Annotated in this window: 30 protein-coding genes; 24 read left to right on the top strand and 6 right to left on the bottom strand. The window is 38.0% G+C overall.

Features of this window, described 5'->3' with window-relative positions; translation table 11 throughout:
• Positions 1-181: 181 nt before the first annotated feature.
• Positions 182-1,168: an AraC family transcriptional regulator gene (locus FZC76_RS20520; RefSeq protein ID WP_148990016.1), complete on the bottom strand. Its 987-nt coding sequence runs from the start codon at positions 1,166-1,168 to the stop codon at positions 182-184.
• A gap of 160 nt (positions 1,169-1,328) precedes the next feature.
• Here FZC76_RS20520 and FZC76_RS20515 point away from each other — a divergent pair, with 160 nt between their 5' ends.
• Positions 1,329-1,913 (top strand): NAD(P)H-dependent oxidoreductase, encoded by a 585-nt coding sequence (locus FZC76_RS20515; RefSeq protein ID WP_148990029.1) that lies wholly within the window; start codon positions 1,329-1,331, stop codon positions 1,911-1,913.
• 157 nt (positions 1,914-2,070) lie between these two features.
• Positions 2,071-2,499, top strand: a complete 429-nt coding sequence (locus FZC76_RS20510; RefSeq protein WP_148990015.1) for a hypothetical protein — start codon at positions 2,071-2,073, stop codon at positions 2,497-2,499.
• 326 nt (positions 2,500-2,825) lie between these two features.
• Here FZC76_RS20510 and FZC76_RS20505 read toward each other — a convergent pair whose 3' ends face one another.
• The gene (locus FZC76_RS20505) at positions 2,826-3,755 is read right to left on the bottom strand and encodes a DMT family transporter (RefSeq protein ID WP_148990014.1); all 930 of its coding nucleotides are present in this window, start codon (positions 3,753-3,755) and stop codon (positions 2,826-2,828) included.
• Between the two features lie 313 nt (positions 3,756-4,068).
• Here FZC76_RS20505 and FZC76_RS20500 point away from each other — a divergent pair, with 313 nt between their 5' ends.
• From FZC76_RS20500 to FZC76_RS20420, 16 genes are all read left to right on the top strand, one after another.
• A complete protein-coding gene (locus FZC76_RS20500; RefSeq protein ID WP_148990013.1) occupies positions 4,069-4,557 on the top strand; it encodes an Lrp/AsnC family transcriptional regulator in 489 nt (162 codons plus the stop codon).
• Between the two features lie 172 nt (positions 4,558-4,729).
• Positions 4,730-5,242: a DM13 domain-containing protein gene (locus FZC76_RS20495; protein ID WP_148990012.1), complete on the top strand. Its 513-nt coding sequence runs from the start codon at positions 4,730-4,732 to the stop codon at positions 5,240-5,242.
• Between the two features lie 2 nt (positions 5,243-5,244).
• Positions 5,245-5,952: a response regulator transcription factor gene (locus FZC76_RS20490; RefSeq protein ID WP_148990011.1), complete on the top strand. Its 708-nt coding sequence runs from the start codon at positions 5,245-5,247 to the stop codon at positions 5,950-5,952.
• On the top strand, positions 5,942-7,015 hold the full coding sequence (locus tag FZC76_RS20485) for a sensor histidine kinase (RefSeq protein ID WP_148990010.1): 1,074 nt from the start codon (positions 5,942-5,944) through the stop codon (positions 7,013-7,015). The genes FZC76_RS20490 and FZC76_RS20485 overlap by 11 nt, the downstream gene beginning before the upstream one ends.
• On the top strand, positions 6,987-8,117 hold the full coding sequence (msrB, locus tag FZC76_RS20480) for a peptide-methionine (R)-S-oxide reductase MsrB (protein WP_148990009.1): 1,131 nt from the start codon (positions 6,987-6,989) through the stop codon (positions 8,115-8,117). The genes FZC76_RS20485 and msrB overlap by 29 nt, the downstream gene beginning before the upstream one ends.
• A 521-nt stretch (positions 8,118-8,638) precedes the next feature.
• The gene (locus tag FZC76_RS20475; protein ID WP_262372741.1) at positions 8,639-9,214 is read left to right on the top strand and encodes a TetR family transcriptional regulator; all 576 of its coding nucleotides are present in this window, start codon (positions 8,639-8,641) and stop codon (positions 9,212-9,214) included.
• A 68-nt stretch (positions 9,215-9,282) separates the two neighbouring features.
• Positions 9,283-9,618, top strand: a complete 336-nt coding sequence (locus tag FZC76_RS20470; protein WP_148990007.1) for a DMT family transporter — start codon at positions 9,283-9,285, stop codon at positions 9,616-9,618.
• Position 9,619: 1 nt separating this feature from the next.
• The gene (locus FZC76_RS20465) at positions 9,620-9,934 is read left to right on the top strand and encodes a DMT family transporter (protein WP_148990006.1); all 315 of its coding nucleotides are present in this window, start codon (positions 9,620-9,622) and stop codon (positions 9,932-9,934) included.
• Between the two features lie 267 nt (positions 9,935-10,201).
• Positions 10,202-10,588, top strand: coding sequence for a hypothetical protein (locus tag FZC76_RS20455; protein ID WP_148990005.1), 387 nt, complete (start codon positions 10,202-10,204; stop codon positions 10,586-10,588).
• Between the two features lie 654 nt (positions 10,589-11,242).
• Positions 11,243-11,521, top strand: coding sequence for a hypothetical protein (locus FZC76_RS20450; protein ID WP_148990004.1), 279 nt, complete (start codon positions 11,243-11,245; stop codon positions 11,519-11,521).
• The gene (locus FZC76_RS20445; RefSeq protein WP_148990003.1) at positions 11,522-13,168 is read left to right on the top strand and encodes a sodium:solute symporter family transporter; all 1,647 of its coding nucleotides are present in this window, start codon (positions 11,522-11,524) and stop codon (positions 13,166-13,168) included.
• A gap of 56 nt (positions 13,169-13,224) precedes the next feature.
• The gene (locus FZC76_RS20440) at positions 13,225-13,794 is read left to right on the top strand and encodes a YIP1 family protein (RefSeq protein WP_148990002.1); all 570 of its coding nucleotides are present in this window, start codon (positions 13,225-13,227) and stop codon (positions 13,792-13,794) included.
• A 744-nt stretch (positions 13,795-14,538) separates the two neighbouring features.
• On the top strand, positions 14,539-14,958 hold the full coding sequence (locus tag FZC76_RS20435) for a GNAT family N-acetyltransferase (RefSeq protein WP_262372740.1): 420 nt from the start codon (positions 14,539-14,541) through the stop codon (positions 14,956-14,958).
• Positions 14,959-15,763: 805 nt separating this feature from the next.
• Entirely contained in the window at positions 15,764-16,387 is a 624-nt protein-coding gene (locus FZC76_RS20430) for a nucleotidyltransferase domain-containing protein (RefSeq protein ID WP_148990001.1), read from the top strand.
• 21 nt (positions 16,388-16,408) lie between these two features.
• A complete protein-coding gene (locus FZC76_RS20425) occupies positions 16,409-16,945 on the top strand; it encodes a serine hydrolase (RefSeq protein WP_316246626.1) in 537 nt (178 codons plus the stop codon).
• Between the two features lie 338 nt (positions 16,946-17,283).
• Complete coding sequence (locus FZC76_RS20420) at positions 17,284-17,850, top strand: class I SAM-dependent methyltransferase (RefSeq protein WP_148990000.1); 567 nt, start codon at positions 17,284-17,286, stop codon at positions 17,848-17,850.
• A 158-nt stretch (positions 17,851-18,008) separates the two neighbouring features.
• Here the strand turns inward: FZC76_RS20420 and FZC76_RS20415 are convergent, their stop codons facing one another.
• Positions 18,009-18,545, bottom strand: coding sequence for a YhcN/YlaJ family sporulation lipoprotein (locus FZC76_RS20415; protein ID WP_262372739.1), 537 nt, complete (start codon positions 18,543-18,545; stop codon positions 18,009-18,011).
• 131 nt (positions 18,546-18,676) lie between these two features.
• Between FZC76_RS20415 and FZC76_RS20410 the strand changes: the two genes are divergently transcribed.
• Positions 18,677-19,570: an alpha/beta hydrolase gene (locus FZC76_RS20410; protein WP_148989999.1), complete on the top strand. Its 894-nt coding sequence runs from the start codon at positions 18,677-18,679 to the stop codon at positions 19,568-19,570.
• A gap of 27 nt (positions 19,571-19,597) precedes the next feature.
• Complete coding sequence (locus FZC76_RS20405) at positions 19,598-19,789, top strand: DUF2187 family protein (protein ID WP_148989998.1); 192 nt, start codon at positions 19,598-19,600, stop codon at positions 19,787-19,789.
• Between the two features lie 42 nt (positions 19,790-19,831).
• Here FZC76_RS20405 and FZC76_RS20400 read toward each other — a convergent pair whose 3' ends face one another.
• The gene (locus FZC76_RS20400; protein ID WP_148989997.1) at positions 19,832-20,419 is read right to left on the bottom strand and encodes a cell wall hydrolase; all 588 of its coding nucleotides are present in this window, start codon (positions 20,417-20,419) and stop codon (positions 19,832-19,834) included.
• A 227-nt stretch (positions 20,420-20,646) separates the two neighbouring features.
• On the opposite strand from FZC76_RS20400, the gene FZC76_RS20395 reads away from it, so the two are divergent.
• Positions 20,647-21,099: a hypothetical protein gene (locus tag FZC76_RS20395; RefSeq protein WP_148989996.1), complete on the top strand. Its 453-nt coding sequence runs from the start codon at positions 20,647-20,649 to the stop codon at positions 21,097-21,099.
• A 25-nt stretch (positions 21,100-21,124) separates the two neighbouring features.
• On the opposite strand, the gene FZC76_RS20390 is transcribed toward FZC76_RS20395, so the two are convergent.
• Entirely contained in the window at positions 21,125-21,826 is a 702-nt protein-coding gene (locus FZC76_RS20390) for a class I SAM-dependent methyltransferase (protein ID WP_148989995.1), read from the bottom strand.
• A gap of 102 nt (positions 21,827-21,928) precedes the next feature.
• On the opposite strand from FZC76_RS20390, the gene FZC76_RS20385 reads away from it, so the two are divergent.
• From FZC76_RS20385 to FZC76_RS20375, 3 genes are all read left to right on the top strand, one after another.
• Complete coding sequence (locus FZC76_RS20385) at positions 21,929-22,132, top strand: DUF6501 family protein (protein WP_148989994.1); 204 nt, start codon at positions 21,929-21,931, stop codon at positions 22,130-22,132.
• Between the two features lie 105 nt (positions 22,133-22,237).
• The gene (locus FZC76_RS20380; protein WP_148989993.1) at positions 22,238-23,350 is read left to right on the top strand and encodes a PQQ-dependent sugar dehydrogenase; all 1,113 of its coding nucleotides are present in this window, start codon (positions 22,238-22,240) and stop codon (positions 23,348-23,350) included.
• Positions 23,351-23,541: 191 nt separating this feature from the next.
• Positions 23,542-24,969 (top strand): phospholipase D family protein, encoded by a 1,428-nt coding sequence (locus FZC76_RS20375; RefSeq protein ID WP_148989992.1) that lies wholly within the window; start codon positions 23,542-23,544, stop codon positions 24,967-24,969.
• 30 nt (positions 24,970-24,999) lie between these two features.
• On the opposite strand, the gene trhA is transcribed toward FZC76_RS20375, so the two are convergent.
• Positions 25,000-25,647, bottom strand: a complete 648-nt coding sequence (trhA, locus tag FZC76_RS20370; protein WP_148989991.1) for a PAQR family membrane homeostasis protein TrhA — start codon at positions 25,645-25,647, stop codon at positions 25,000-25,002.
• Between the last annotated feature and the right edge of the window lie 290 nt (positions 25,648-25,937).

Raw genomic sequence — 25,937 nt, 5'->3', positions numbered from 1 at the left:
CCCCAACGAGCGCTTTAATGGCATAAGGATGGATCTCAGCAATGGTCAAACTTTTAAATCCAAAGCAACTGTAAAAGCCGATACTTCCTTAACGTAGGGAAAATCGGCTTTTTTTATTCCAAAATTCTCTTAGCGTATGTTTTCCGCGTTTTGTTGGTAGGACCACGAAATGACCCTGTATTTACAGTTTTGCATTCAGGTTATCCCTATATTGTAACGGCGTTACCCCCGTCCATTTCTTGAAGGCGTTACTGAATGCGCTCGGTTCCGAGAAATGGAGAGCATATGCAATTTCACCTATAGATATATGCAATTGTTCCAAATAACCGATGGACAATTGCTTTCGCACACAAATAGACAATTCGTTATAAGAAGTTTTCTCCTCTTTCAAACGAAGTTGTAAAGTTCGCACACTCATTTGAAAGTGTTCCGCAGTTTGCCGTACGGTCGGATAATGGGTCGGAAGACAGTGTTTCAACCATTGCAATACTTCATCCGAGAACGAACCTGTCACTTGTAACTTCTTAATGGCTTCTTTGGCAATCGTTTCGAATACGAATAACAATCTTGTATCGGAATACAGAACCGGATTCTCCAACAAGCACTTGCTCATACACAGCATTGTGGAATTGTCTCCAAATGTGGGAATCACTCCGAACACTGTTTCATATGGATGTATTCCTCCCAATGACTCATGCATAAACCTGACTTCATGCAACGGAACTGTTCGATTACACAGAATTCCGATCAGACGGTAGAGCGAAGAAGCCATACCCTCTGCACAATGGCGGGGAAAATTCCAGTTAGATTGGGTAAACATGCGTATTCTCACATCTTCATCTACGATCTCCCAATCCAGATTGAATCCGCTGCATAACACTTCATTGTAAGTCTGAAACGACTTAAGTGCAGCTTCTATGTTATTGTAATGCATCATGACGTATCCGAGCACGCCCAAATCAGCAAATTCCGTAAACGCCCCCATCTGCAATCCGAAATAATCATCCTGTGTATAGACCGCCGCCGCGTTTGTCACTCTCTCTAACTCCATTGTTGGGATACGCGCATCCTGTTGCTTCAAAACAGTGCTGTCAAACGATACATACCGGAAAAATGAATCTGTGTCCACGCCCTTATGGACAAGCGATTTCATGATTGGATACAGCATGGTAACAGAAACACCCGAATCGATCACCGAATTCTCCCCTTTGCGTGATTTATCAAGTATAAATACGTTGTTGATCATTTCATTCCGCCAGTTGCCGGTATATACTAGGGTTGCTTTTCTACTATTGTATCACAAGAAAATTACCGGGGAGGTAAAAGCAATGAAATCGAAAATGCTTGTCATTAACGGCCATCCGGATGCACAGAGCTACTGTGCATCCTTGGCCAAAGCATATACGGAAGGAGTTCAAAAGAATAGCAAAGCCCAAGTCCGAAATATCGACTTAAGCTCAATCTCCTTCGAATTGAATCTGCAACATGGATACGGTAAGCGGACAGAACTGGAAAAGGAACTTCTTGAAGCACAGGAGATGATCCGATGGGCGGATCACCTGATATTCGTTTATCCGATATGGTGGGGGAGCACTCCGGCTGTTCTAAAGGGCTTTATCGATCGGGTATTCTTGCCCGGGTTCGCATTCAAATATAGGCAGCATTCGCCGTTATGGGATAAGCTGCTATTGGGTAAATCTGCGCACCTGATTGTTACGTCCGACACCCCTGCCTGGTACAATCGACTCGTGTACCATCGGGCCGGACTGAATGTCATGAAGCGAAACGTACTTCATTTCTGCGGGATCAAACCAGTACGCATAACCGAGATTGGTCCTATCAGACCATCTACATCTGGCCAGCGGGATAAATGGATTGCTCACGTTCGAGAGCTTGGTGCCAAACTCTCCTGATTTTCATGTTGCTATTTAGCCTCGCAACAACCTCAGGAACTGCTAGGATAGCCTGCTTATCTTCACTCGTAGGAGTATACAACACAGTAATCTCGTGACTTTTAGTCATGAGATGTTCAATAAAAAATAAAGTATAATTAATTGGACGGAGGGCATTATGACTGTGAAAACAGGAAGCTTTATCTTTATAAGAGTTTTTTTGGGGTTGATGTATTTATGGGTAGTTGCTGACCGTTTAGGCATCTTGGGTCCAGTTGGAAATCTAGGTGTGGTTTGGGGAAACTTTGATCACTTTTTGGAGTATACAGCTACTTTGAACCCTTGGTTCCCAAGAGTAGTGTCTGATATCCTAGGTTATTTTGTAACCTTCTTAGAAGTTGTGCTTGGTGTTTTATTGGTGAGTGGTATTCGCTTAAAAGAGGCGGCTTTAGCTAGTCTTGCGCAGCTTTTGGTATTCCTATTGAGCATGACTTTCTCGATCGGTTTTAAGGAAGCTTTTGATTACATTGTTTTTACGGTAGTTGTTGCAGCGGCTTCGGCACTTGTTTACAAAGATGCAAAAAGGAGGAGGCCGGGGTTGGTTTAGCCTATTTCGTTTTGAATTGGATTCCACTTCGCTGAAAATTTTAAAATTTCAGATAGAATGACAATAGAGTTTTTCTAGAAAGGGCAGCTTTTATTGAATAAGGCCTATAATTCACTAATAAAAATACCGACATTTTGTAAAGTCGGTATTTTTGTGCGAATATCCATGTGAATTTTTAAGCGTCTTATTGGTGATAACATTATGAGGTTATACGTGATATTTGTCCTGTTTGCAACTCCCGTTACTAAAAAGCCTAGATTGTATCTCATATAAAAAATGCCCGTCTCTAAAGTAAATGATCAGACAGGCACTTTTACGTAATTCTTTTAGCTTTGTTTTACCGACTCACTAGGTAATAAGGGATTGGGTGTGCTTTTGAGTATTTTAACTGGTTTATCTTTTAGAACTGTAAATAAAAAGCAGCCTGCAATAACAATGCCACTGCCCACAGCTTGAATCAATGTCATTTTCTCTCCTAGAAAAGCAAAGGCTAGAACGGCTGTAAAAACGGGATTGAAATTTAAGAACAATCCTGAAGTATTTGGTCCCAGTTTATTCACTCCGATATTCCAAAGGACCATACACAGGACGGTTGAGACCAGGCCAGTATACAAAATGGATTGTACAAATGAAGTATCTATGTTCGTTACCTTGAAGCTTGAGATGTTAAAAGGAAGCAAGATAATAAGTCCGAATATTCCGGAGTAAAGAATCGACATCATCGGTGTGACAGTGGCCATCGCCCATTTGCTGCAGACCGAATAAATTCCCCACATGCCCACAGCTACCATCATGAAGAGGTCGCCGACATTAAATTTCATCGAAAATAACATTTCATGGTTCCCTTTTGAAAGGACAAGCAAAACTCCAAATAATGAAACGAACATGGAAAGGAACTGAAGTATATTCATTTTTTCTTTTAGAAAAAAGAAAGAGAAAGCAGCAATTGAAAACATATTTAAGGTAGAGATTAACCCAACATTCGTTGCAGATGTTTTTTCTAGGGCCATGAATTGCAGCGCCTGAAATAGGGCTACACCGGTGACGCCCATTAAAAACAGGGGCAGGAGAGCTTCTTTTGACGGGAACAGCTTTTTTTCTTTTTGCCAAACAAGCGGGACCAGGCAAATAATCGCAATCGCCCATCTTAATATGGTCAAGGTTCCAGGGGAAGCGTGATCCACAAGTGTTTTTCCCACTATAAAATTACCGCCCCAAAGAAAGCTGGTTAATAGCAATATAGAATAATATTTCAAATCATTTAGCCCCTTTTCTTTGATATAGGCTGTGTTAAAGCTTATTGGTTGTTAATGCACCCCTGTTCACTGGAGTGCAAAACAATAGACCAGCTTAACAGAGCTTCTTTATAGTAAGAAATAAGAGCCATTGTGCACAATGACAGTATCTATATGAAATATCTTATCATTTCCCTTCAATAACAAAAGAACATTTTGTATAATTAAATAAAATCAAAATAAATGTAAGAATAAAAGATTATTAGTTTAAATAATTCATTTCAAGATCGTAGTTTTGTGCGTTTTTGGAATAATTGAAAAGGTGGAATTGATTGTGGAATCGATTGTAAGCAAAGTTTTGGATAATGTGGATATTAAAATCTTGGATTTTCTGCAAAATGATGCTCAGCTAAGCAATTTGGAGCTTTCAAAACGGGTCAATTTATCGGCGCCAGCTGTTCATGCAAGAATCAAGCGGTTAGAGGCGGAAGGATATATTAAAAAACAGGTCGCCATTTTAAATCATGAAAAGCTGGGCTTTGATTTATTGTGCTTCGTTTTTATGAGCACCAATCTGCATCTGGCTGAAAAACTGGAATCCCTTGAGAAAACATTGGATTCAATGGAGGAAGTTCTGGAGTGCCATTGTTTAACAGGGGAGTACGATTATCTATTAAAAGTAGCCTGTAAGGATCGCAAGGGGTTAGAGATGTTCATTAGAAGGTTGAATGAATTGGGGATTACCAAAATACAGACAAGTCTGGCTTTACGCGAGATTAAGGATTCGACTGTGTTGCCGATACAGGGGGAGGGGCGTTTATAAAACGAGTGGGTTCCACAGAACACACCATTATTAATATCTTGAATTCTAGGAAATCCCTATTTATGTGATAACACTTGAAGATCATTTAAGAAATAGTTAAGAATTTTGTAAAACTCCTATAAACTTCATACGTTATAGTTTTCTTGAGTTATTTATTAAGGAGGAGTAAAGGATGACATGGAAAAGGATTATCTTATTTGTGGGAGTATTGGCCTGCCTTTCGATAGGCTGGTATTTGGTCTCGCCATTATTTATCAATCAAGTAGTAAATGAAGAGGTAATTCCTTTAAGTACAGCAACCTCTAAAGAAGAGCCTTCAGATTCTCCCTCTGATCAAGAAGTGCTAACAGAACAGGAACCAGAAGTAATGACTGCCGTTTTTCAAGGAGCAGACTCTCTTCATAACGTCAGTGGAACGCTTCTTTACTATAAAGAAACAGAGAAGCCTTATCTACGATTTGAAGATTTTGAATCGACGAACGGCCCGGACCTTTACGTCTATCTCGTGAAACAGGGTCAAGATACGAAAGACGGCCTATCTATAGGTGAACTGAAAGGGAATATCGGTAATCAAAATTATCCACTTCCAGAAGGTGTGACGCTGGAGGATGGGGATTCCATTGTCATCTGGTGCAAACAATTTGATGTAGATTTTGGCTTTGCAACAGTAGAAAAAGGAGAGTAAACATGAGTTATAAAGTGTTGTTAGTGGACGATGATGAGAACATTCTTGATGTATGTACGCGGTACCTCAAGCTAGAAGGATATGATATCACTATTGCCAAGAATGGGGAGGAAGCACTGAAGCTCTTTCATAAGGTAGCTCCCCATGTGGTGGTACTCGATGTCATGATGCCCATCAAAAATGGCTGGGATACCGGGGAAGCGATGCGTCAAGAACAAGACACACCGATTATCTATGTGACAGCACTTGGTCAGGAGCATGATCGTCTGTACGGTTTATCACTTGGCGCTGATGACTATATGGTAAAGCCGTTCAGCCCTAAAGAACTTGTTCTCCGGGTTCAAAATATTATTCGAAGAGTTTACGGAAAAAGCGATCGGAAGGAAGAGAAAGGAAGTCTATTGAAACATCACCATCTCACACTCGATTTAGAGAAAAGACAGGTCCATGTAGCCGGTAAGGAGGTAGAGCTAACGTTGAAGGAGTTTGAACTATTAGCTCTTTTCATGCAGCATCCACAAAAGGTGTTCTCCAAGTCACAGCTCCTCGAAAAGCTCTGGGGTTATGAATATATGGGAGATGCCAATACCATCAATGTCCATGTGAGACGCTTACGTGAAAAAATGGAAGAAAACCCATCCAAGCCAGCGTTTATCCATACTGTATGGGGCATTGGCTATAAATTTGAAGGAAACCGCCATGAAACTTAAAACCCTACTTGCCGTTACCAACGGTTTATCCATTTTATTGTTTTTACTCTTTTTAGTTATCAGCTATGTGCAAATGTTTCTTTCTAAGGAGGTCGTGCTCCTCCTCACCGTTATTACCCTGGTGGCCGGGGCTATATCCTTTCTCGCTTTTTATGTTCTTATCAACCCGCTTTTAAAGATTGTGAATCAGGTTTCGAAGGAAGCACAAAGCATGGCAAACGGAAACCTCGAAGTAAAGATGAAGGAAGCTGGCCCAAAAGAAATAAAACAAGTCGCAAAGAACTTTAATGAAATGGCGGTACAAATTAAAGAAAAAATGGAGGACATCGAACGTTCCGAGCAATTTAAGTCCGAGCTTATCGCCAATGTCTCCCATGATTTAAGGACACCGATCGCCTCTATCCGTTCTTTTACCGAAGCGTTGGAGGACAACATCTTACAGGATGAAGAAACGAAAAAAAGGTATTTATCCATCATTAAACAAGAGACCTTGCGTCTTGGAGATTTAATCGAGGAGTTACTTTATTTTTCAAAACTCGAACAGCGGAGTATACCATATACTCCAGTGCTAACACCAGTGGACGACCTCCTTTTACAATCCCTTGGGCCATTTGAGTCCATGCTTTCTGAGCAAGGAATAGAGGTGATAGTGGAGATGGATGAAGAAATTTCATCTGTATTGGTGATGCCGGAGAAAATCATCCGGGTTCTGAACAATCTGATCAAAAACGCCATCACCTATTCACCCAGCAATGCCACCATTTCTATAGTTGTCACCAACGAACAGGATTCCGTACGCTTTCAGATTATAGATGAGGGTCCAGGAATTGAACAAGAAGAGCAGGAACGAATTTTTGAACGCTTTTATCGAACGGAAAAATCCAGGAATAAAGCCTATGGTGGATCAGGGATTGGCCTTGCGATCGCCAAAGAATTGATTGAGTGGCATGGCGGAACCTTAGGCGTGGTTAGTAAATGGGGGAAAGGAAGTACCTTCTCGTTTACCATTCCGTATGAAAAGGAGAGAGGAAGAGATGAAGAAGATTACCCTGACCATTCTTAGTATCATCGTGGTCGCTTTGGCCATTATCATCCTACCGAAAGTTTATGAAAGCCAGACAGAAAAATCGCTTGGTAGTAAACTATATAAGGTTCATAACACTGGGGAGAAAGAGATTGCCATCTTTGCTGGTGGCTGCTTTTGGTGTATGGAACCACCGTTTGAAAAGATAGACGGTGTATACGAAGTTGTATCCGGCTATACAGGTGGGGATACGGAAAACCCAAGTTATGATGAGGTTTCAAGTGGCACAACTGGTCACATTGAAGCGGTAACAGTAGAATATGATCCTACGATGGTAACATACGAAGAATTGCTGCAGGTATTTTGGAGGCAGATTGACCCAACGGATGATGGAGGACAGTTTGTGGATCGGGGTGAGCAATACACGTCCGCCATCTTTTATCAAAACGAGGAAGAGAAGCTTCTTGCAGAAGAATCCCTTAAGGAGTTAGAGGAAACTGAGCGTTTTGATGAGCCCATTGTCACTCCCATCCGTCCGGCAGAAACTTTCTACGTTGCAGAGGAGTACCATCAAGATTACTACCAGAAAAACAGCTTTCGCTACGAATATTACCGCAGCCGTTCAGGAAGGGATGAATTCCTCGATAAAGCATGGGGAGCGGATCGAATATACAAAGTGAAGTCGAAAGCAAAGGCCGCCTCTACCTATCCAACATACACGGATGAAGAGCTACTTGAAATGCTCACACCGATTCAATATGAGGTGACACAGGAAGATGGTACAGAACCAGCTTATGATAATGAATATTGGGACCTGAAGGATGAAGGGATCTATGTGGATATCGTCTCTGGGGAACCTCTTTTTAGTTCAAACGACAAATATGATAGTGGAACAGGCTGGCCTAGCTTTACAAAGCCGCTTCTTCCTGAGAATATCGTCTTAAGTGAGGATAACAGCCTGTTTATGGTACGAACAGAGGTACGAAGCAAGCATGCCGATTCCCATCTTGGGCATGTGTTTGACGATGGACCTGAGCCGACAGGACTTCGATATTGCATGAACTCTGCAGCTCTCCGATTCATTCCTATAGAAAACATGGAGGCGGAAGGGTACGGAGAGTTTCTTTCTGAATTTGAATAAAGAAGATGGAATAGGGACATCGTGAAATGACGCTATCCCTTTGATAATGTCTTTTTGATCCATCCATCTTCCAAAGAGTGAAGGGTATCTCCTCTAATAGGACAGGGAGGGGATGAAAAGGGATTTTTTGCTGATTGCAAGGCTTCTTTAGCTCTTGTATAAAGGATACAGGAAAGATCTAGTAGCTCAATTGGGGAATAATCAACAGAAAAATTTGACCAGCCTTGTCCTTGCAAAAAACATATATCCCTTTGTATCCACTTGAATATGTATCTGACTGGATGGTATTTTTTTGATGTGTTTGTTTACAAGTACTTTTATTGACTGCCTTTAATTTTGGAACTCTTAAAGAAACGAAGACTTAAGATTTACAATAATTGTTTAAAGGAAGTTTATTGATGAAGGTATGTTGATTTTCAATGTCAAGAAAAATGAATAAAGGCTAAGAACGAGGAAACCTTGACAAATTTTCTCTCCAAAGATAAAATGAATGATATTCAGTCATTATGATTGGAGGAACTATGGTATTGGATAAAAGAGAAAGAATCGTACAAGCTTCCATTGAGATTTTTAAGGAAAAGGGCATAGAAAAAACCAAGATCTCAGATATTGTAAAGAGGGCAGAGATTGCTCAAGGAACGTTTTATTTATATTTTCCTTCTAAGCTCTCGGTTATGCCTGCCGTTGCGGAACAAATCGTTTTTAAATTTATGGAAAGAATCGAAGCGAGCGTATCGAGAGAGGCCTCATTAGAGGTGCATTTGAAACAATTGGTCGATGCTATTTTCCATGTAACAAATGAGTTTCGCGATGTTTCTGCAATTGTATATGCGGGAATATCCACCACGGAACATATCAGCAAGTGGGAATCTATATACACACCATTATATGAGCAAGTAGCTTCTATTTTGGAAGAAATCCAGAACCGAAAGCTGATAAGGGATACTATTGATCCAGTTCGGAGCTCCCAATTATTGCTTGGACTCATCGAATCTGCGGCAGAGCAAGTATTTTTATTTAATGAATATGAGGCTGTAAATGAGGCAAAACAGAAGGCAGAATTACTGACTTTCTTAGAGCATGCTTTACGTCCGTGAAGTATGTTTTATTTATGAAGTAAAAATGAATGAATGTCATTCATTTAACAAACTAGAGGTGAATCAACATGAACAAGTATTGGATTTATGTAGTAATTACCTGTGCACTGGAAATGGTTTGGGTCTTTGGTTTCAGCACAGCGCAGACCGTGTGGCAATGGGGACTCATCATCATGGTAATTGCCATTGATTTTTATTTTCTGGCAAAAGCGTGTGAAGGACTGCAGACTGGAACAGTATATGCATTATTCGCGGGAGTAGGTGCTATAGGAACAGTGTTAATGGATTATTTTCTTTTTCAAGGGAGTATTAATATCCTTAAATTATTTTTCATAGGTGTGCTGGTAACCGGTGTGATAGGCTTAAAACTTGCTGAAAATGAAACTCAAGAAAGGGTGCATTAAGATGGGATGGATATTTGTGACGTCTGCAGCAATAAGTGAAATAATTGGTGTCATTGGGCTGAAGCTATTCAGCACCAAAAAAAATCTTAGGACTGGCTCGCTTTTCCTAGGTGGATTTGGACTATCTTTCTTCCTTCTGTATCAGGCATTTGCCTATTTACATTTGAGTACCGCTTATGCAGTATGGATCGGGATGGGAACAGCCGGAGCTGTAATCATCAACATGATTTTCTTTGGGGAATCAAAAAGTGGTGCGCGTATTTTCAGTTTAATATTAATCGTTGTAGGTGTTACTGGATTGAAACTGGTTTCATAGAATCATATTAATTGGGGAAGATAGGGTTCCACTGAGTGTAATATAAAGTTTACATGGCCATGAAAAAAGCGAAACAACAAGAATATATGCTCAGCTTAGTGGGAAATTGAGAATAGATCTCTATAGCAAATACTTTTAAAAAATCACGGTCATATCTGAGCGCAATTTTTTATATTGAAGGAAAATAAAAGATTGAGTTTATTAATAGTTTTTGAAATAATTGGAATTAATCAAACGGGCAGTTTAATGGAAGAGAGGGAGGAATAAATGCTTAAAAGATTTTATTTCTGTATCTTGACTTTTTCAATCTTATTTCTTTCAGGTTGTAGCTCTAATACACAAGAAGAAACAGTTGTAAAACCAATACTTAATGAATTTGAAGAGGCAGGAGTTACATTAAAGGAGAGAGAAAAAAATTCAGATTTATTTACCTTTTCTGGTTCAGATGAAAAACAATATGGGGTAGAGGGCGGAAGTATCTATATCATTTATGGTTATTCTGATAAAGAAAAAATAATGGAAGAGCTAAGAAAGGTATTTGCAGAAACAGAATTTCAATATCCACCAAAGTCATTATATACAGATAAATTCTGTATTATATATATTAAAAAAAGTGAAAATGAAATGATTGACCAGAAAAGAAACTTTGTTTGAACATAATTTAAAAGGTATATAAAATAAGCCTTATTCAACAATCTAGGAGCATTTATGGAATAACGCATAATATAAAAGATGAGCTGCAATGTCGTTTGCAGTTCATCTTCTTTTATGATTTTTCATTCATTTTCCACTTCAAAACTGTATGCAAAAGACTTTGTTTTTTAACCTGTAAAAGCAATTGTAATTATTCAGTTTCTCCCTCTCGGGTTACTTTAACAAGGATATGGCGCTTATTTTCATTAATGGGCCATATCTTAAATAAGTGATGGGATTACTTGTTATCAAATCGAAGTAAATCAAGATGCTGTAATTTAGTTCATCATCCGAGGTGATTGTTTACAATGAGTATCGGAAATGATTGAGAAGGGGAAATGTATTAAATTTGCTGATTACAGGTTGAAATCGAGGGTTAGGTTTAAAAATAGTAAGAGTATTTCAAGGAAATGCACATTTAGTGTTCCCGCTTATTAAAAGGAATATTAAAAAAACAAAAAATTAAAATATTTAAAACTTTCTAATAAATTTGTTGTATAATATACACTACAAGACAACTTTGTTATACATCAGAGAATTAATTTGAAAGGAGGTAGCGTTGCAACGAACAACGATTGAGCGCTCGCTCACAATAAAATAGCTAGGAGGAATTATATGGGGGCTTATCAAAAAGAAGTATGGTTTACGATCGGAATGACTGCGCTATTTTTACTAGCTGGTAACATGGGACTTATCTTTACTATTTTCCCTGTTGAAGGTAATCTGTTTGGTTTCCCAATAATGTATATTGTTCCTGTTGTTGTAGGATGGTTTGGAGTCGTGCTTTTAACAATTGTTGCAGGTAAAATCGGCAATAAAATTGATGCGGCTATTGAAACAGAGGATAAGCAAAACCTGCAGCATAAAGCTAGTGTGGACAAGGAGGTTGGGTAAATGGACCAAACCTGGCAAATGGAAAATCCAATTATTGGGCTTATAGTTGTAGCACTTACCTTTATATTATTTTATGTAATTAGCTGGATTTCAAACAGGAGAAGTAAATCTGTTGAAGATTTATATGTGGCTGGGGGTGGAGTGGGAGCAATCACGAACGGCCTTGCAATGGCTGCTACATATATGAGTTTGGCAACTTTTCTAGGAGTTACCGGGCTAATTCTAAATTTAAAAATACCATTCATATTTTTATGGATTCAATTGATATTGGCAATCCCATTAATAACAATTATCTATGGTACAAGCCTGAGAAGAATGGGCGCTTTTTCACCTGCACACTTTGTTAAAGAAAGATATGGGAAATCCGCAGCTGTCATAGTTGCTCTATGGATGATTTTAATTTCCATCATGTATGCATTGGGGCAAATGATTGGAATAGCAAAAACATTTGAAATGCTATTTGGCATTCCTTATATGACAGGATTATTTGTCGGCGGGCTTTTGATTACAGGCTATGTAACTATCGGAGGAATGAGAGGGGCTACGAACAATGCCGCAGTCCAAATGGTCATTATTGCTCTCATGTTTGTCATACCGCTGGGTGCAATTATGAAGGCAATGGGCTCTTCTGGCTGGTTTTTCCCTCCGCTATTGTATGCAGATATGGTGCCTGCAATGTTGAAAGCGGTTCCAGACTTTTTTGATTATCAATTTGATGCGAAATGGTATTTTGCTCTCATTCCGGCAATGACTCTTGGTTCTTTAGGTTTACCTCATCTAGCCATGCGCATCTACACTGCTTCAAGCCTAAAAAGTGCTCGTCAGGCAATGGTTTGGTTTGCTTTAGTTCTTGGGTTTGTTTTCTCGGCAACTTATACAATGGGGTTTGCTGGTGTGTTCTATAATAGCTCCAACGGCAATTTGATTTCAGCTGCCGACGCTGACAAACTTACCATCATTTTAAATCTTGTTTATAATCCCGAATGGGTGACTGCTTTGGTGATTGCAGGTGCAATATCTGCCGGTGTTTCCACTTTAAGCGGTAACCTGTTAGCAATCGGAGCTCTTTTATCACAAGATATTTTTGCAACTTTATTACCGAATATTACTTCTAAAACGAAGGTGCGTTTGGGGTACGCAGCCATTGCTTTAGGAGGAATAATAAGCGTTATGCTTGCTGTAAAACCTCCTGCCTTTCTTGTAGTGAGTATTCTATGGGCTTTTGGCCTTGCAGCGGTTACGAATGCTCCGATAATTTTGATGGGAGTTTGGTGGAAGGGAGCCAATAAATATGGGGCCATTGCATCTGTAGTCATTTCAGGAGCCATTTATGTTATTGTTTCTCCTTTTGTATTTCCGAGTATTGTTGTGAGCGGCCATGGTCTGACAGACAGTTTAGGTGTATCGGGAGCTATGCTATGCGTGCCAATCGCTTTCATTATTTTAGTGGTAGTTTCCATGATTACAAACAAAATGCCTTCTCTGCAAAATAAATTAACCATACGAGAAGACCACAAATTGATTGAACGTATTCACGGGTGGAGCGATGTGAATCCAGCCAGATATAATAGCCTGACTGGTGCTATTATTGTGGTAATCGCTAGTGCATTGACCTTAATTTGGGCCTTGACACCTTGGCAATTCTAACATAAAGGAGAAGGATTTTTCATTCCTTCTCCTTTTCTGTCAAAGGAGGGAGATAAATGAATAAGCTATCACCTATTTTTCAAGCGATTTTTTTAGATAAGGAAGCGGCAGAAAAGCTCGCTTCCAGTGAAGCATATAACAAATGGGCATTTATTTTTACATTTGTCGTTGGCATCTGTTATGGATCGGTAATCTACTTGAGAGTGCCGGAAGAATATCTTACATTCGACTCTTCCATTTTGCAATCAGCTGTCTACCTATTCCTCCTCCTTTCAGGAACGGGGATGGTGTATCTCACAAGACTAGGCCTTACTCTTTTATTGTGGGCAGGAGGAAAAGCATTTGGCGGTCAGGGGTTTATGGGCATCATAAACCGGCTTACCGCGTTTGCCCTTGTTCCTTCAATTGTTGGCTTACCATCAATTGTTGCATTAAGCACAGGTGAAGAGTTATCAATTATATTGAAAATCCTTCTGGTAATCTCTTTATTATGGATGTACTTTGTTTCTGTGCGTTTTATACAAATATCCCAGAAACTAAATGCATGGCGGGCTTATGGGGCTGTTTTGATTGCCTTTTTATTCTTTTCAAGTGTTTATTATTTAATCCTGCCGCCTGCTGCCTAATAGGGAAATAATGTTTACATGGCCCTCACAAAATGTGGGGCTTTTTATAAAATAAATAAAAATAACCTGCTTTTCTAAATGTGCTTAAGAATCCAATAGCGAAAGGTCTTTTTCAAGTTCTGCGCGAACCCTGTAACAATAATAAGCGCCAGTTTTTCATTTTAGGGCAGATTGTAGGGAAAGAAACGAAATTAGATGGTTCATGTTGATTTGTAGGTCATGCAAAGAAGAGGATACCAATTAACCCCACCTTTATCGCTTTCGTACTTACATCTGGTAAACACATTGAATGGATATATAAGAAATGTAAACAAATGAAGTACATCATCTTTAATTATCGGGCGCTTTCCCAGAACAAGGATCAGCGCTCTTTTTATCTTGAACAAGATGAAGAATTGTATATTGTAGTAATTTGAAGATTATAAAATAATTGGTATTAAGCAATAGGGAAGTTTAATGGAAGATGTTTGGATATTACTTTTTAAAGGGAGAAGGAGATATTTCAATGAATGAGAGAAAGATGATGAAAGTTCTAGACTATAAATAATTTAATGGTCCTTTTTTTAGATTGAGTAATTCATTAAACGTTTCCTTAATGCATTAACGGGTGCTTTCTTCAATAAGACTTTAAATGATATTCAGCAATCTAGGGCGATTGCTGGATAAGTGATTGCATTTTACGTACTAAGTATCGCGCAGCAACTATTAGAGTGGACTATCACTTACACAATTATGGGAGGATACATGATGGAGTGGTTTAAAAACGAATTTATGATTAGTGACAATGAAGAGCTCATAGATTTTAATGTTGTAACACAGTTACTTTCGAATACATATTGGGCCTCTAATAGAACCAAGGAAACTATCGAAAAAAGTGTAAAAAATTCGCTTTGTTTTGGGTTGTACATAAGCGGCAGACAAATTGGGTTTGCCAGGGTTGCTACAGATAAAGCAGTATTCTCTTGGATTTTGGATGTAATTATTGCTGATAATTACAGGGGAAAAGGGTTGGGGCAATGGTTAATGAATTATATCTTTGAATATCCGGAAATAAAATATACGGCATTCGGATTGGCTACTGCTGATGCCCATAACTTTTACAAAAAGTTTGGTTTTAAAGACAACAACTGTATGACCAGAAGCATATTAACAACTAAGTATTAATACGTGTTTAATAACGCTTGTTACTTAATTATATATTCCACAATCTGGCGCGTTTATCTAAGAACGCGTCTATTAATCTTGGATTGTGGATAAGACGAGGACTTATTATGTTGATAATTGGCTTCTGAGCTTAGGGGAGATAAGATTGAAAATCTCACAAAACCGGAACAGATGGACAGAGATTTTATTAGAAAAGTGGAGGGGTAACTGTGGGAAGAAAAATGAATGTTGAAAAAATGAAAGTTTGGCAGCCTAGCCATCAAGCATGGAGGAATTATAGACACCGAGGGTCCTTGGTTTTATAAATTTTTAGACTCTAATTATATTGAATGGCATGACAAGTTGGGACATGTATCTAGTAAAGATGTGCCTGAATTAGTACATCATCTAATTCCTGTGGCTGATGGTATTTTAGAAGTTATAAGCGACTATGAATCTTTAGTTATAAGAGAAAAGCTTGATAGTGAAAAAAGCAATAACAAATGTTAATCTAGTTTTTAAGCTATAAAAAAGCCTATTCCTTTCGGATATCTTTTTTATAGCTTATTTTATTTACACTTGTATATAAGATCAATTTAGGAAGGTACAGCTGACGTAGCATTACCTTTAGATAAATCATATATTATAAGTTATCTCGAATTCGAGTCTTCAGCTATCGGACACATTCCATGAAAAGGATTAGCGCACATTTTTATTGGAACTGGATGAAGAATAGCTTATTGTAGGAATTTATATATTATGAAATAATTGGTATTTAGATAAAAGTCTGTTAGGGATAGGTCGAAAATAAAAATGGGGTGAAAAGTTGATAGAAAATGAAGAAGTCTGGAAACCTCTTTCTATTACTGAAATTCAAAATATTTTCTCCAGAATTCCTGTCCAATGGTGGATTGCTGGTGGGTGGGCTTTAGATATTTATTTACAGAAAATCACTAGGGCTCACGATGATATTGACATTGTTATGTTAAGACCAGACCACTTAATTTTACAAAGACATCTGGGTAGGGATTGGGAGATGTTTATAGCTTATAAAGGTCAGTTAATACCTTGGAACAAAAATCAATTGCTAGACTCTCATTTTGATAATATGTGGGTAAAGAACAAAGATGAATCAACATGGGCTTTCCAAATAATGTTATTGGATACAGAGGAGAAGGATTGGATATACAAACGAGACAACTCAATAAGAATGCCTATTGAAGATATTGGGTTAGAATCTTTATCGGGAATACCATTTTTAAAACCAGAAATACAACTTCTTTATAAAGGAGGAAGTTCTTTCATTAGAGAGAAAGATATTATAGATTTAAGAAATATATTACCTAAATTAAATACTAGCAACCGTGATTGGTTAAAAGAGTCCTTGAATATACAGTACCCTCAAGGACATAAATGGATTGAACTAATAGATTCTTATGCAAAAGTTTGAAACTAGGTAAGGTGAATATGCTTGAATAAAGTTATTGATAAACTTAAAGAAATAGATACCGGAGAAATAGGACTCATATTATTTTCCTGCAAAGAGCAAAGGTATGATACTGCTTTAAATAGTGAACTCTCAGTCCCCCTTGCTCCAGCAGCAAAAGTGGCTATAGGATTTTGTGTAGCAAAATGGGTAGATGAAAATACATATAATTGGGAAGACCTAGTTAATGAGATTTCATTTAATCCGGAAGAAGGTAGCAAGGAACTTTATCCTCATTTACAAAATAGAAAATCACTTCCTTTAAGGGAGGCGATTGAAGTTATGATTTCTTGTCATGATAGCTATGTAGCAAATTGTGTTGTAAATTATTGTGGTGGCTGGGAAAAGTTAAACAATTCTCTCCAATCTTATTTTCCGACAATAAATATTACTGAAAACTCGAGAGATATTGAAAACAGGGGTCAGCTAAACCAAATTCTTGAAATAATGATTCAAATCTTTCAAGGCTACAAAACAAAACCTCTCCTTTGGATACCTATTATTAATGGCCTAGTAAGATAAAAAGGAGAAATAAACCATATTCCAACACACCATCTAAATCATATGACAGGTGGCTTAGACAATGTGGTAATTGATATCGGTATGATAAAAAGATCCTTTTATTTATGCATTAGGCGCTATTAATTTACCAAATAGATTTACAAATCAGGCTGCTGACAACAAAGTTATGGAAGCTATGAGTTTGGTTTATGAAGAATATTTAAAGCAATCAACAGCAGTACTTAATGATAAAGAGAGCAACTTGTAACATGTTTAAGAATAAGGGCATGAATATTCAATAAGGAGTTATTAAGGTAGATAAGAAATTAACTTCTTTTTTGAGGAGAGGATGGGGTAATATGGATCTAAAAGAAAATTTAAAAGTTGTCATTGGTGCTGGTGAACACAATAACAATCCAGAGTGGCTTCAAACGCAAGAAAATGAACTAAATTTGTTAAGAAGAGTTGATTGGGAGAATAAGTTTTCACCTACTTCACTTGAAGCTGTCTTAGCAGAACATGTTTGGGAACATCTAACTTATGAAGAAGGTACCGAAGCTGCAAAGATTTGTTTTGACTTTTTAGAACCTGGTGGATATATACGTTGTGCCGTTCCTGATGGTTTTTTTCCAGATAAAGAATACCAAGAAGTGGTTCAAGTTGGAGGACCTGGACCTAAAGACCACCCTGCAGTAAGCCATAAAATTGTCCATAATTATAAGACAATTACCTCTATGTTTGAAGAAGCTGGTTTTAACGTTACTCTACTAGAATATTGTGATGGGGAAGGTAAATTTCATTACAATGATTGGGATGAAAAGGAAGGGTTTATCTACCGTTCAAAGCGTTTTGACCACCGAAACCAAAATGGCAACTTGGGTTTCGTTTCTCTCATAGTCGATGCTGTGAAACCATTATCAAAATGAGAAGTTTATTGAGAGTGTGAAATGATGTACAATGCAAAACAAAGTGGAAAATTGAGAATAGCCCTCTACAGTAAATATTTTTAGAACTCAGGTAAAAACCCAGACATATAATCTGGGTTTTTTACTGTTCATATATATCGTTGATTGCTTCTCCTACATTATCTAGAAGTCGGGAATAAACGTTGTACTACTTCCGTAAACTCATCAAAGATTCCAGCAACAGGTCTGCCTTCTCTAATATCATTCGTATAACCTTCCATACGATCGACAAACTCAGGATTTACAGAAACATATACATTTCGGATACTGCCATCAGATTTACGTACCTGATTTGCTATCTTTTCTTCCACATCTTTCGTTAATTCCTGCCTACCTTCACCTTCTAATACAGCTGCTACATAAGCATTTCGATTAGTTACGATAATACTGCAAGATTCCACTTCTTTAAGGTCAGTAATTTTCTTAGAAGCTTCATCCGCAACCTCAAGTCTTGGCTCATTTGTGTCATTAACTCTACGTGGGTTAATGTCGCCATTTCTTACATTCCTATTGTAACGCCCCATCTTATCGTAATTAACATTTAGAGCGTCATCAGGATTGTCATTTCTTGCCGTACCATAATCATCTACATTTCCACAACCAGTCATCACCATCGTCATGACAAGGCCAGTTACTAAAAATCCTTTAATGTTCAATTCTCTACACCTCTTTCATTATATTTACCTTTATGTTTCATCAAGAGGAGGGGAATTATTCGGATTTTTTATCTGAAATAAGGTAAGATAAGAATAACTAATCTTGTTCATAGGGCGAAGAGAGGTCAACTATGGTAACATATGACAAGCAGGAGTATTTAAACTTTTATGGTCTAAATAAATGGTGGTCCATACATACTAGTGAAATAATTACCCACCATCAACACGAAATTTTTATTCAAACATTTTTGCCAAAAAAAAATAAGGGCATAGTCACTATTGTTCACGGTTATCTGGACCACTCAGGAGCACTTTCCAAGATCATCGAAATGTTAGTTACAGATGGGTATGGTGTCATTACGTTTGACTTGCCAGGTCATGGTCACTCTAGCGGGGGAAGGGGAGATATTAAGGATTTCTCTGAATACGTCCAAGTTCTCCATGCGGTCCATTCTCACATGACCCAAAAAGGAATAACTCATAATAGTTGGTCAATAATGGGTCATAGTACAGGTGCCGCCATCATTTTAACTTACTTAAACAAATATAAAAGCTCATTTGATAAAGTAATTCTTGTTGCACCCTTAATTCAGCCATATTTGTGGTCATTTTCAAAATTTGGTGTTAAACTCATTGGGGAGAAAAATATTCACTTAAACAGGACATTTAGAAAGAACTCTTCAGACCCAGAGTATTTAGCACTTGTGAAGAAGGATCCTCTTCAATTCACCAGGTTACCTGTAAGATGGCTTCAATCTCTAGAGCAGTGGAACAGCAGTCTGTCGGAACAACTTTCTGGGAGTGAGAAAGCCCTTTTTATCATTCAGGGAAATAAAGATACGACAGTTGATTGGAGGTATAATTTAAATTTTATTTTTAAAAAATACCCAAATTCTAGATGTGTTCTTATTGATCGAGGTAACCATCAGCTTTTCAATGAAACGGCTATAATTAGGGATATAACTTTTACACATATTAAAAGATATTTATCAGCCATTGGGGATAATAAGGATAGAAGAGACTAAAGAAATAAAAAAAGGTGGAGTTAGAACATGGAAGAAACAAAAACAACAAACGTACAAGTAGGAGATACAATTCAAATTAACAAAGGTACAAAAAAAGGTAGTAAAGGCACGGTTATCGTTGTGAGAGACAGCTCGGTAATTGTTGAACTCGGTAAAAACCCAAACACCGGAGAACCAATCCGTACCGTTATCAATCATAAAAATTACAAATCACTATAAGCAAAAAGCACCGGACATTACGCCGGTGCTTTTTTGATCATATTATTGTGCAAATACGTGATTACCAATTGTCTTCGTTACTTTTCTAGTACGAATCCATTCATCACTTGTTTTGTCAGGGTTAAAGAAATAAAGGGAGTTGTTGCCATCTCCACGGAATGCAATGGCTTCTTCTACCGCTTTTAATGCTTCTTCATCTGCTGCTTTATTAATTTGACCGTTTCCAACAGGGGAAAATTGATAAATTCCACCTGGCGTCGTTTCATACACTACTTCTTTAATCGAGTCAGGAAATTGCTCATTGTCAACGCGATTTAAGACAACTGTTGCCACAGCAACTTTTCCTTCATACGGTTCACCTTTAGATTCGGCATGTACAAGGCGTGCCAATAATTCTTTATCTTTCTGTGATACTTTCTCTGGAAGCTGTAATGCTTCTCCAGGGAAAATAAGATGATTGTTTTTTTTATTTAGTTCCTTCATTTCCTTAACGGAAACTCCGTACGTTTTTCCTATATTCCAAAGCGTATCGCCAGATTTTACTTTATGTGTGCCAGCTGCTTGTGCATCAAATCCAGTTCCTGCAAATAATGCCACAGCTGCAGTAGAAATTGCAATAAGTTTTTTCATAAAAGATTCCTCCTTGTGTTGTGGGTAATCATCAACTCTCGGACGCTCTAGGAAATATCGTAACAAGTATATACAACTATTTCACTGTATAAATGTTGGCATGGGATGATATATATTGTAGATATTACCTACTTTTCACAATTAAGAGGATAATTATGGAACAAAGGTGGGAAAATAAGTTCATTGCACCAAGTATAACCTAATCCAAATTGATAGGAGATGTTGTATTGCACTATATAGCAAAATATCCAACAGCAGTCCATAGCTTTATTTTATCCTTGATGTTGATTCAAGGAACCTATCAAATGTTGCAAGCTCATTATGGAAGAGGAGTGGTACAGCTTTCCATAGGCATGATTATCTTGTTTTCTTATTTCATTCGATATGAAATAAAGTTGGATGAAACAAAAGTCCAGTATGAGATACTGTTTTTAGGTCATACGTTTTATTCGAAAAAAATAGCAGCGAGTGATATAAGAAAGATCGTCTTTAAACGAGTGGGTTGGTCGGCAAGAGGGGCATTTATTTATACAGACAAACTTTTCCCCATCCGATTAATAAATTTTAAACCAGATAATATGTATAATCAATTAGATCTGTTCGGGAAGAAAAACGGAATTTCCATCATATCTAGAAAAGACTTTATGGAACAAAGTCAAAGTATGACAAAAGAAAGCTGAAGCATACAAAAGTAGCTCCAGCTTTTTATCGTTGTGCTCGTATGATAGTTAATTCAACATGTTCCTGCGATTCATAGGTTAGCTTTTCATGGTCATGCATTACTTCAAAATATTTTTCTTCTATTTCTTCAGAAGGGTTGATCTCCGGTTCGGATGGTTCTAATTCTCCAAGTGATAGAGGAGTGATTTCTACCTTTGTAAACCCATGTTGTTCAAGAACGTCTTTCCAATCCTTTTTACTGAATATGTTCGGCATATTATAGAATTGTTTCATTCTGTCTTCCAACTCAAGGTGCATGGTATCTTTCTTTGTCATCTCAAACGCTAAAAGAACACCGTCCTCCTTCAGCAATCGAAACAACTCAGGGAGTGTTTTGTTTGTATCGGTAAAAGTAAGTACAGATTCAGAAAGGATAAAATCAAATGTCCTATCTTTAAACTCTGACTTTTCAATATCCACTTCTAGGGCAGTTATCCCTGCTTGATGTTGTGCAAATCGATGGTTAGCTTTTTCAATCATAATTGGATGATTGTCTATGGGGGTTATATTTACGTTCATTGCATGCAGGAACAAAGACGTTTGTCCTGTGCCACAACCAATTTCGAGTAGTTTCTTATCTTCAAGACTTTCTTTTAATAGGATAGTTTTTGTAAGCTCCAAACCTCCAGGATGAGCACCACCAATCCCAAGTAAAGCCAATAGATCCGTATATGCTTTATTGCTCATACATTTTTCACCTCACCTAATCATATGAGGAAACGGTTGTGTTTGTTCATTAATAAAAGATGAGGTAAAATAGTTAGAGATAAGTGTGGAGGTGCAAAGCAAATGATACATAATTCTTGGGATAAAAAAGAAACGGTACAGCTCGTAAAATGTGTACATACAGACGCAAAAAAATATCTAGTGAGCAATATGCTGACTGTCGGACAAACGTACGAAGTGAAAAATGAAACAGAAGAATTTATTTTCGTAAAAGACAACAGCGGCCATATTGGTGGATATTATAAAACTTATTTTGAAAAAGCATAAGCGTACAAAGAGACAAGGCGATTACCGTCTTGTTTTTTTTGTATTTTAATTCGTTTTTGGATTAGACTTGAAAGATGAGGGGAAAAGAGTAGAGGGGTGACTTTTTTGAAAAATTTCATGTTAATTATTACCTTGTGGTGCGTGTTTTTAACAGGTTGTACTCCTGTGGTGGAACCGGAAAATCAAAATAATAAAGAAGTTCAGGAAACTGCTACTTCACCTGACAAGAATGTAAAAAATCAACAATTTAGCGTTGGTAACAAAGAAGTAATAGCTACCAAGTTAAACGTACCTTGGTCTATCACTAAATCAGGAGATACATTCTTCATTACAGAAAGAACAGGGAAGATAGTTAAGATAAATAAAGAAGGTATGAAAAGGGAAGATATTAAATTGGAAAGACCATTATTGGTCTATGGAGAGGGCGGATTGTTAGGCACGGAGCTACACCCTAATTTTGAAGAGAACGGACTCGCGTTTGCCTATCATACATATGGGACAGAAGAGAAAGTGAAAAATAGGATTGTAACGTTGAAGTATGACGGAACAGAATGGAAGGAAACAGGAGTTCTCTTGGAAGATATTAATGGAGCAATTTATCACAATGGAGGACGGCTTAAAATCGGACCAGATAACACGTTATATGCAACAGTAGGAGATGCCAATAAACCTGAGTCGGCACAGAATAAAGAATTACTTACTGGCAGCATTCTCCGCATGAACCTGGATGGAACAGTTCCTGAAGATAATCCGTTTCCAGGATCTTATGTTTACAGTTACGGCCATCGAAATCCTCAAGGATTAGCATGGGATAAAGAAACAGGTGAAATGTATGCATCTGAGCATGGCCCTTCTGCATTCGATGAAATGAATATAATTAAAAAAGGCAAGAACTATGGATGGCCAACTTATACAGGAGACGACCATGGGGAAGGAGTAGAAGCGCCACTGTTTCATTCTGGGACTGATACTTGGGCTCCATCTGGCATTGTCGTCGAAAACGGAATTCTGTATGCAGCAAGCTTAAGAGGTGAAATGGTGAGAGCTTTTAACATTAGCTCCAAGCAACAATCTGTACTATGGAAAGATAATGGTCGAATTAGGGACGTGTGGAAGGAGGGGGATTTCTTTTATTTTATTACCAATAACACAGATGGGAGAGGAACCCCTGTCCCAGAAGATGACCAGTTGATTAAATTGGAGCTAAAGGATGAATAACTAAAAAATTCTAGCTGTTGATTGGAGCAAAAGGCGAAGACTCTAGAGGGGAGTAGCGACAATGTTGAGACCCCGCAGCGAATGCGAGGAGGCTCAAGGTCGCCCCGCGGAAAGCGAAGCCATTTGCGGAAATCAACAGCGGCTTTTACGAGAGTTAATTGGTCTTTCGCCAACCATTTAGGGGGAACAAGATGAAGAACTTTATAAAGAAAAATAAAATGCTGACTTTTATTCTTATACTTATTACAATTGTTATCATAACCAGTGTCTATCATAGTTATAAGCCTTTACCTGAAGGTGTATCTTTTGAAGGAGACGTTCACTATGTTTCAGAAGTAGATTTCCTCTACGATATCACTTATGGAGAGAAAGATAATCTTGAGAAGGAACACGAAATATTTGATCGAATCTATAAAGTGATTGAAGAAGCAGAAGAATTTATCGTAATAGACATGTTTTTATTCAATGGATATCATGATGGAGAAATGGATTATCCACCGTTAAGCTCAAATCTAATGGAAAGTCTAATTTCCAAAAAGAAAGAAAATCCGGCGTTAGACATTGTATTCATAACAGATGAAATCAATACGACTTATGGATCACATGAAGCGGAAGAGCTCTCAATCCTTGAGGATAATGGAATTAGAGTAATTGAGACAAATGTAAAAGTATTGCGAGATTCCAATCCGCTTTATTCAGGTGTCTGGCGAGTGTTTTTCCAATGGTTCGGTCAAGGTGGTTCAGGATGGATTAAAAACCCGATGGCCAAAGATGCACCTGAGACAACTGTGCGCTCCTATCTAAAACTCTTAAATATTAAAGCTAACCACCGAAAGGTAATTGCGACAGATAAAACTGCCATCATCTCGTCCGCAAACCCGCATGATGCGAGCGGACTTCATTCTAATACAGCTTTTGAAGTGTCTGGAGACATCATTGGTGATATCTTAAAAACGGAACAGGCAATCCTCGATTTTTCCGGGGGAGGCAATTTACCAAAGTATACTGGACAGGCAAAGAAAGGTGACATTGCAGTTCAGCTGTTAACGGAAAGGAAAATACTAGACCATGTTCTCAAAGAAATAAAAGAGTCCAAGGATAAGGAAGAAATCTGGGTAGGGATGTTCTATTTAGCCGAAAGAAAAATCATAGAGGAATTAATTGCCGCTGCAGATCGGGGAGTAACCGTTCATTTAATACTTGACCCTAATGAACATGCATTCGGCCAACAGAAAATCGGCCTTCCCAACCGGCCAGTTGCAGCAGAGATGATCGAAGAAGGAGAAGGGAATATTGAATTAAGATGGTACAATACACAAGGTGAGCAATATCACCCTAAAATGATTTACTTTAAACGGGCGGAGAAATCCACTATTATTGGTGGATCAGCAAACTTTACGAGAAGGAACCTCTATGATCTTAATTTAGAAACTGACATTAAGATAACTGCGAATAATAACGAGCAGGTTATCAAGGACATGAATGATTATTACTTGAGGTTATGGAGCAACGAGGAAGAGATGTACACACTACCATACGCAACCTATAAAGAAGATATGCCTATCGTAAAAAAAGCCATGTACCGACTACAAAAAATATTCCGATTTACAACCTACTAAAAAAAGCTGTCCAGTTCAGTCCTGGACAGCTTATTGTATAGGTAACACATATAATAAAACAAAAAAGAAATGGAGCACAGTCCCGCCTAACACAAAAATATGCCAAACCGCATGATGATATGGAAACGCCCGCCAAACATAAAAAACCGCTCCTATACTATAAACAACCCCACCAGCAACAAGAAAAGCAATACCGCCAGTACCGACCGTTGAAGTAATATCACCCCAACCAAATACTGCAAGCCAGCCCATCAAAACATAAAGAAGGGTAGAAGCCAAAATAAATCTTTTTACAAAAAACACTTTAAATACCGTTCCTGCTATTGCCAGACCCCATACTATACCAAAAAGTGTCCATCCTAAAGCACCATCCATAATGATAAGGGTAATCGGGGTGTAGCTTCCCGCAATAAAAAAGTATATGGAAGAATGATCCAGAATTTCAAAAACATTTTTAGCCTTACCCTTCGGCAATGCATGTAATAAGGTTGAGGCTGTGTAAAGCATGATCATCGTCACACCATAAACGATAAAAGTAGCCAGATGAAGAGGGGTTCCGTTGATTGCAGAAAACACAATCAATAAAACAAGCGCTGCTATACTCGTTAAAATTCCTATCCCGTGGGTAACTGTATTTGCAATTTCTTCTCCTTTTGAAAAGGTATGTGTTTGAGCCATGTTTATCATCTCACTTTTGTTGTTTAATGAACTAAACTGATTTGTTACATACCATCATAACAACTATAAGTACTTTTTTCCAATAAAAAAGCATGCCATGAAAGTGAAATTAACTTTTCATGCCATGCTTTTGGGATGGAAGAGAAGGTGCCGGTGTATTGGCGACCAATCTGTACAAAAACGGGAGAAAACACTCGTTTTAATGGGAGTCTTTAATCGTTCGGTCATTTCGAGCCTTGGTTCGGACAATTTTCTCGCTTTTTTAGAGGGGTTTGGACATTTGAAGGTGC

The organism is Sutcliffiella horikoshii, from assembly GCF_008180725.1.
Lineage (GTDB): Bacteria > Bacillota > Bacilli > Bacillales > Bacillaceae_I > Sutcliffiella_A > Sutcliffiella_A horikoshii_B.
Note: the sequence above shows the minus strand (reverse complement) of the source record. Positions and strands in the feature narration are given on the sequence as shown.

Coding starts and splice junctions, on each gene's coding strand:
- FZC76_RS20520 (WP_148990016.1), bottom strand. CDS start 1,168: ATGCTGTATCCAATCATGAAATCGCTTGTCCATAAGGGCGTGGACACA.
- trhA (WP_148989991.1), bottom strand. CDS start 25,647: ATGGCTCAAACACATACCTTTTCAAAAGGAGAAGAAATTGCAAATACA.
- FZC76_RS20475 (WP_262372741.1), top strand. CDS start 8,639: ATGGTATTGGATAAAAGAGAAAGAATCGTACAAGCTTCCATTGAGATT.
- FZC76_RS20465 (WP_148990006.1), top strand. CDS start 9,620: ATGGGATGGATATTTGTGACGTCTGCAGCAATAAGTGAAATAATTGGT.
- FZC76_RS20400 (WP_148989997.1), bottom strand. CDS start 20,419: ATGAAAAAACTTATTGCAATTTCTACTGCAGCTGTGGCATTATTTGCA.
- FZC76_RS20515 (WP_148990029.1), top strand. CDS start 1,329: ATGAAATCGAAAATGCTTGTCATTAACGGCCATCCGGATGCACAGAGC.
- msrB (WP_148990009.1), top strand. CDS start 6,987: ATGAAGAAGATTACCCTGACCATTCTTAGTATCATCGTGGTCGCTTTG.
- FZC76_RS20405 (WP_148989998.1), top strand. CDS start 19,598: ATGGAAGAAACAAAAACAACAAACGTACAAGTAGGAGATACAATTCAA.
- FZC76_RS20495 (WP_148990012.1), top strand. CDS start 4,730: ATGACATGGAAAAGGATTATCTTATTTGTGGGAGTATTGGCCTGCCTT.
- FZC76_RS20440 (WP_148990002.1), top strand. CDS start 13,225: ATGAATAAGCTATCACCTATTTTTCAAGCGATTTTTTTAGATAAGGAA.
- FZC76_RS20390 (WP_148989995.1), bottom strand. CDS start 21,826: ATGAGCAATAAAGCATATACGGATCTATTGGCTTTACTTGGGATTGGT.
- FZC76_RS20455 (WP_148990005.1), top strand. CDS start 10,202: ATGCTTAAAAGATTTTATTTCTGTATCTTGACTTTTTCAATCTTATTT.
- FZC76_RS20375 (WP_148989992.1), top strand. CDS start 23,542: ATGAAGAACTTTATAAAGAAAAATAAAATGCTGACTTTTATTCTTATA.
- FZC76_RS20420 (WP_148990000.1), top strand. CDS start 17,284: ATGGATCTAAAAGAAAATTTAAAAGTTGTCATTGGTGCTGGTGAACAC.
- FZC76_RS20435 (WP_262372740.1), top strand. CDS start 14,539: ATGATGGAGTGGTTTAAAAACGAATTTATGATTAGTGACAATGAAGAG.
- FZC76_RS20450 (WP_148990004.1), top strand. CDS start 11,243: ATGGGGGCTTATCAAAAAGAAGTATGGTTTACGATCGGAATGACTGCG.
- FZC76_RS20445 (WP_148990003.1), top strand. CDS start 11,522: ATGGACCAAACCTGGCAAATGGAAAATCCAATTATTGGGCTTATAGTT.
- FZC76_RS20385 (WP_148989994.1), top strand. CDS start 21,929: ATGATACATAATTCTTGGGATAAAAAAGAAACGGTACAGCTCGTAAAA.
- FZC76_RS20410 (WP_148989999.1), top strand. CDS start 18,677: ATGGTAACATATGACAAGCAGGAGTATTTAAACTTTTATGGTCTAAAT.
- FZC76_RS20485 (WP_148990010.1), top strand. CDS start 5,942: ATGAAACTTAAAACCCTACTTGCCGTTACCAACGGTTTATCCATTTTA.
- FZC76_RS20490 (WP_148990011.1), top strand. CDS start 5,245: ATGAGTTATAAAGTGTTGTTAGTGGACGATGATGAGAACATTCTTGAT.
- FZC76_RS20510 (WP_148990015.1), top strand. CDS start 2,071: ATGACTGTGAAAACAGGAAGCTTTATCTTTATAAGAGTTTTTTTGGGG.
- FZC76_RS20470 (WP_148990007.1), top strand. CDS start 9,283: ATGAACAAGTATTGGATTTATGTAGTAATTACCTGTGCACTGGAAATG.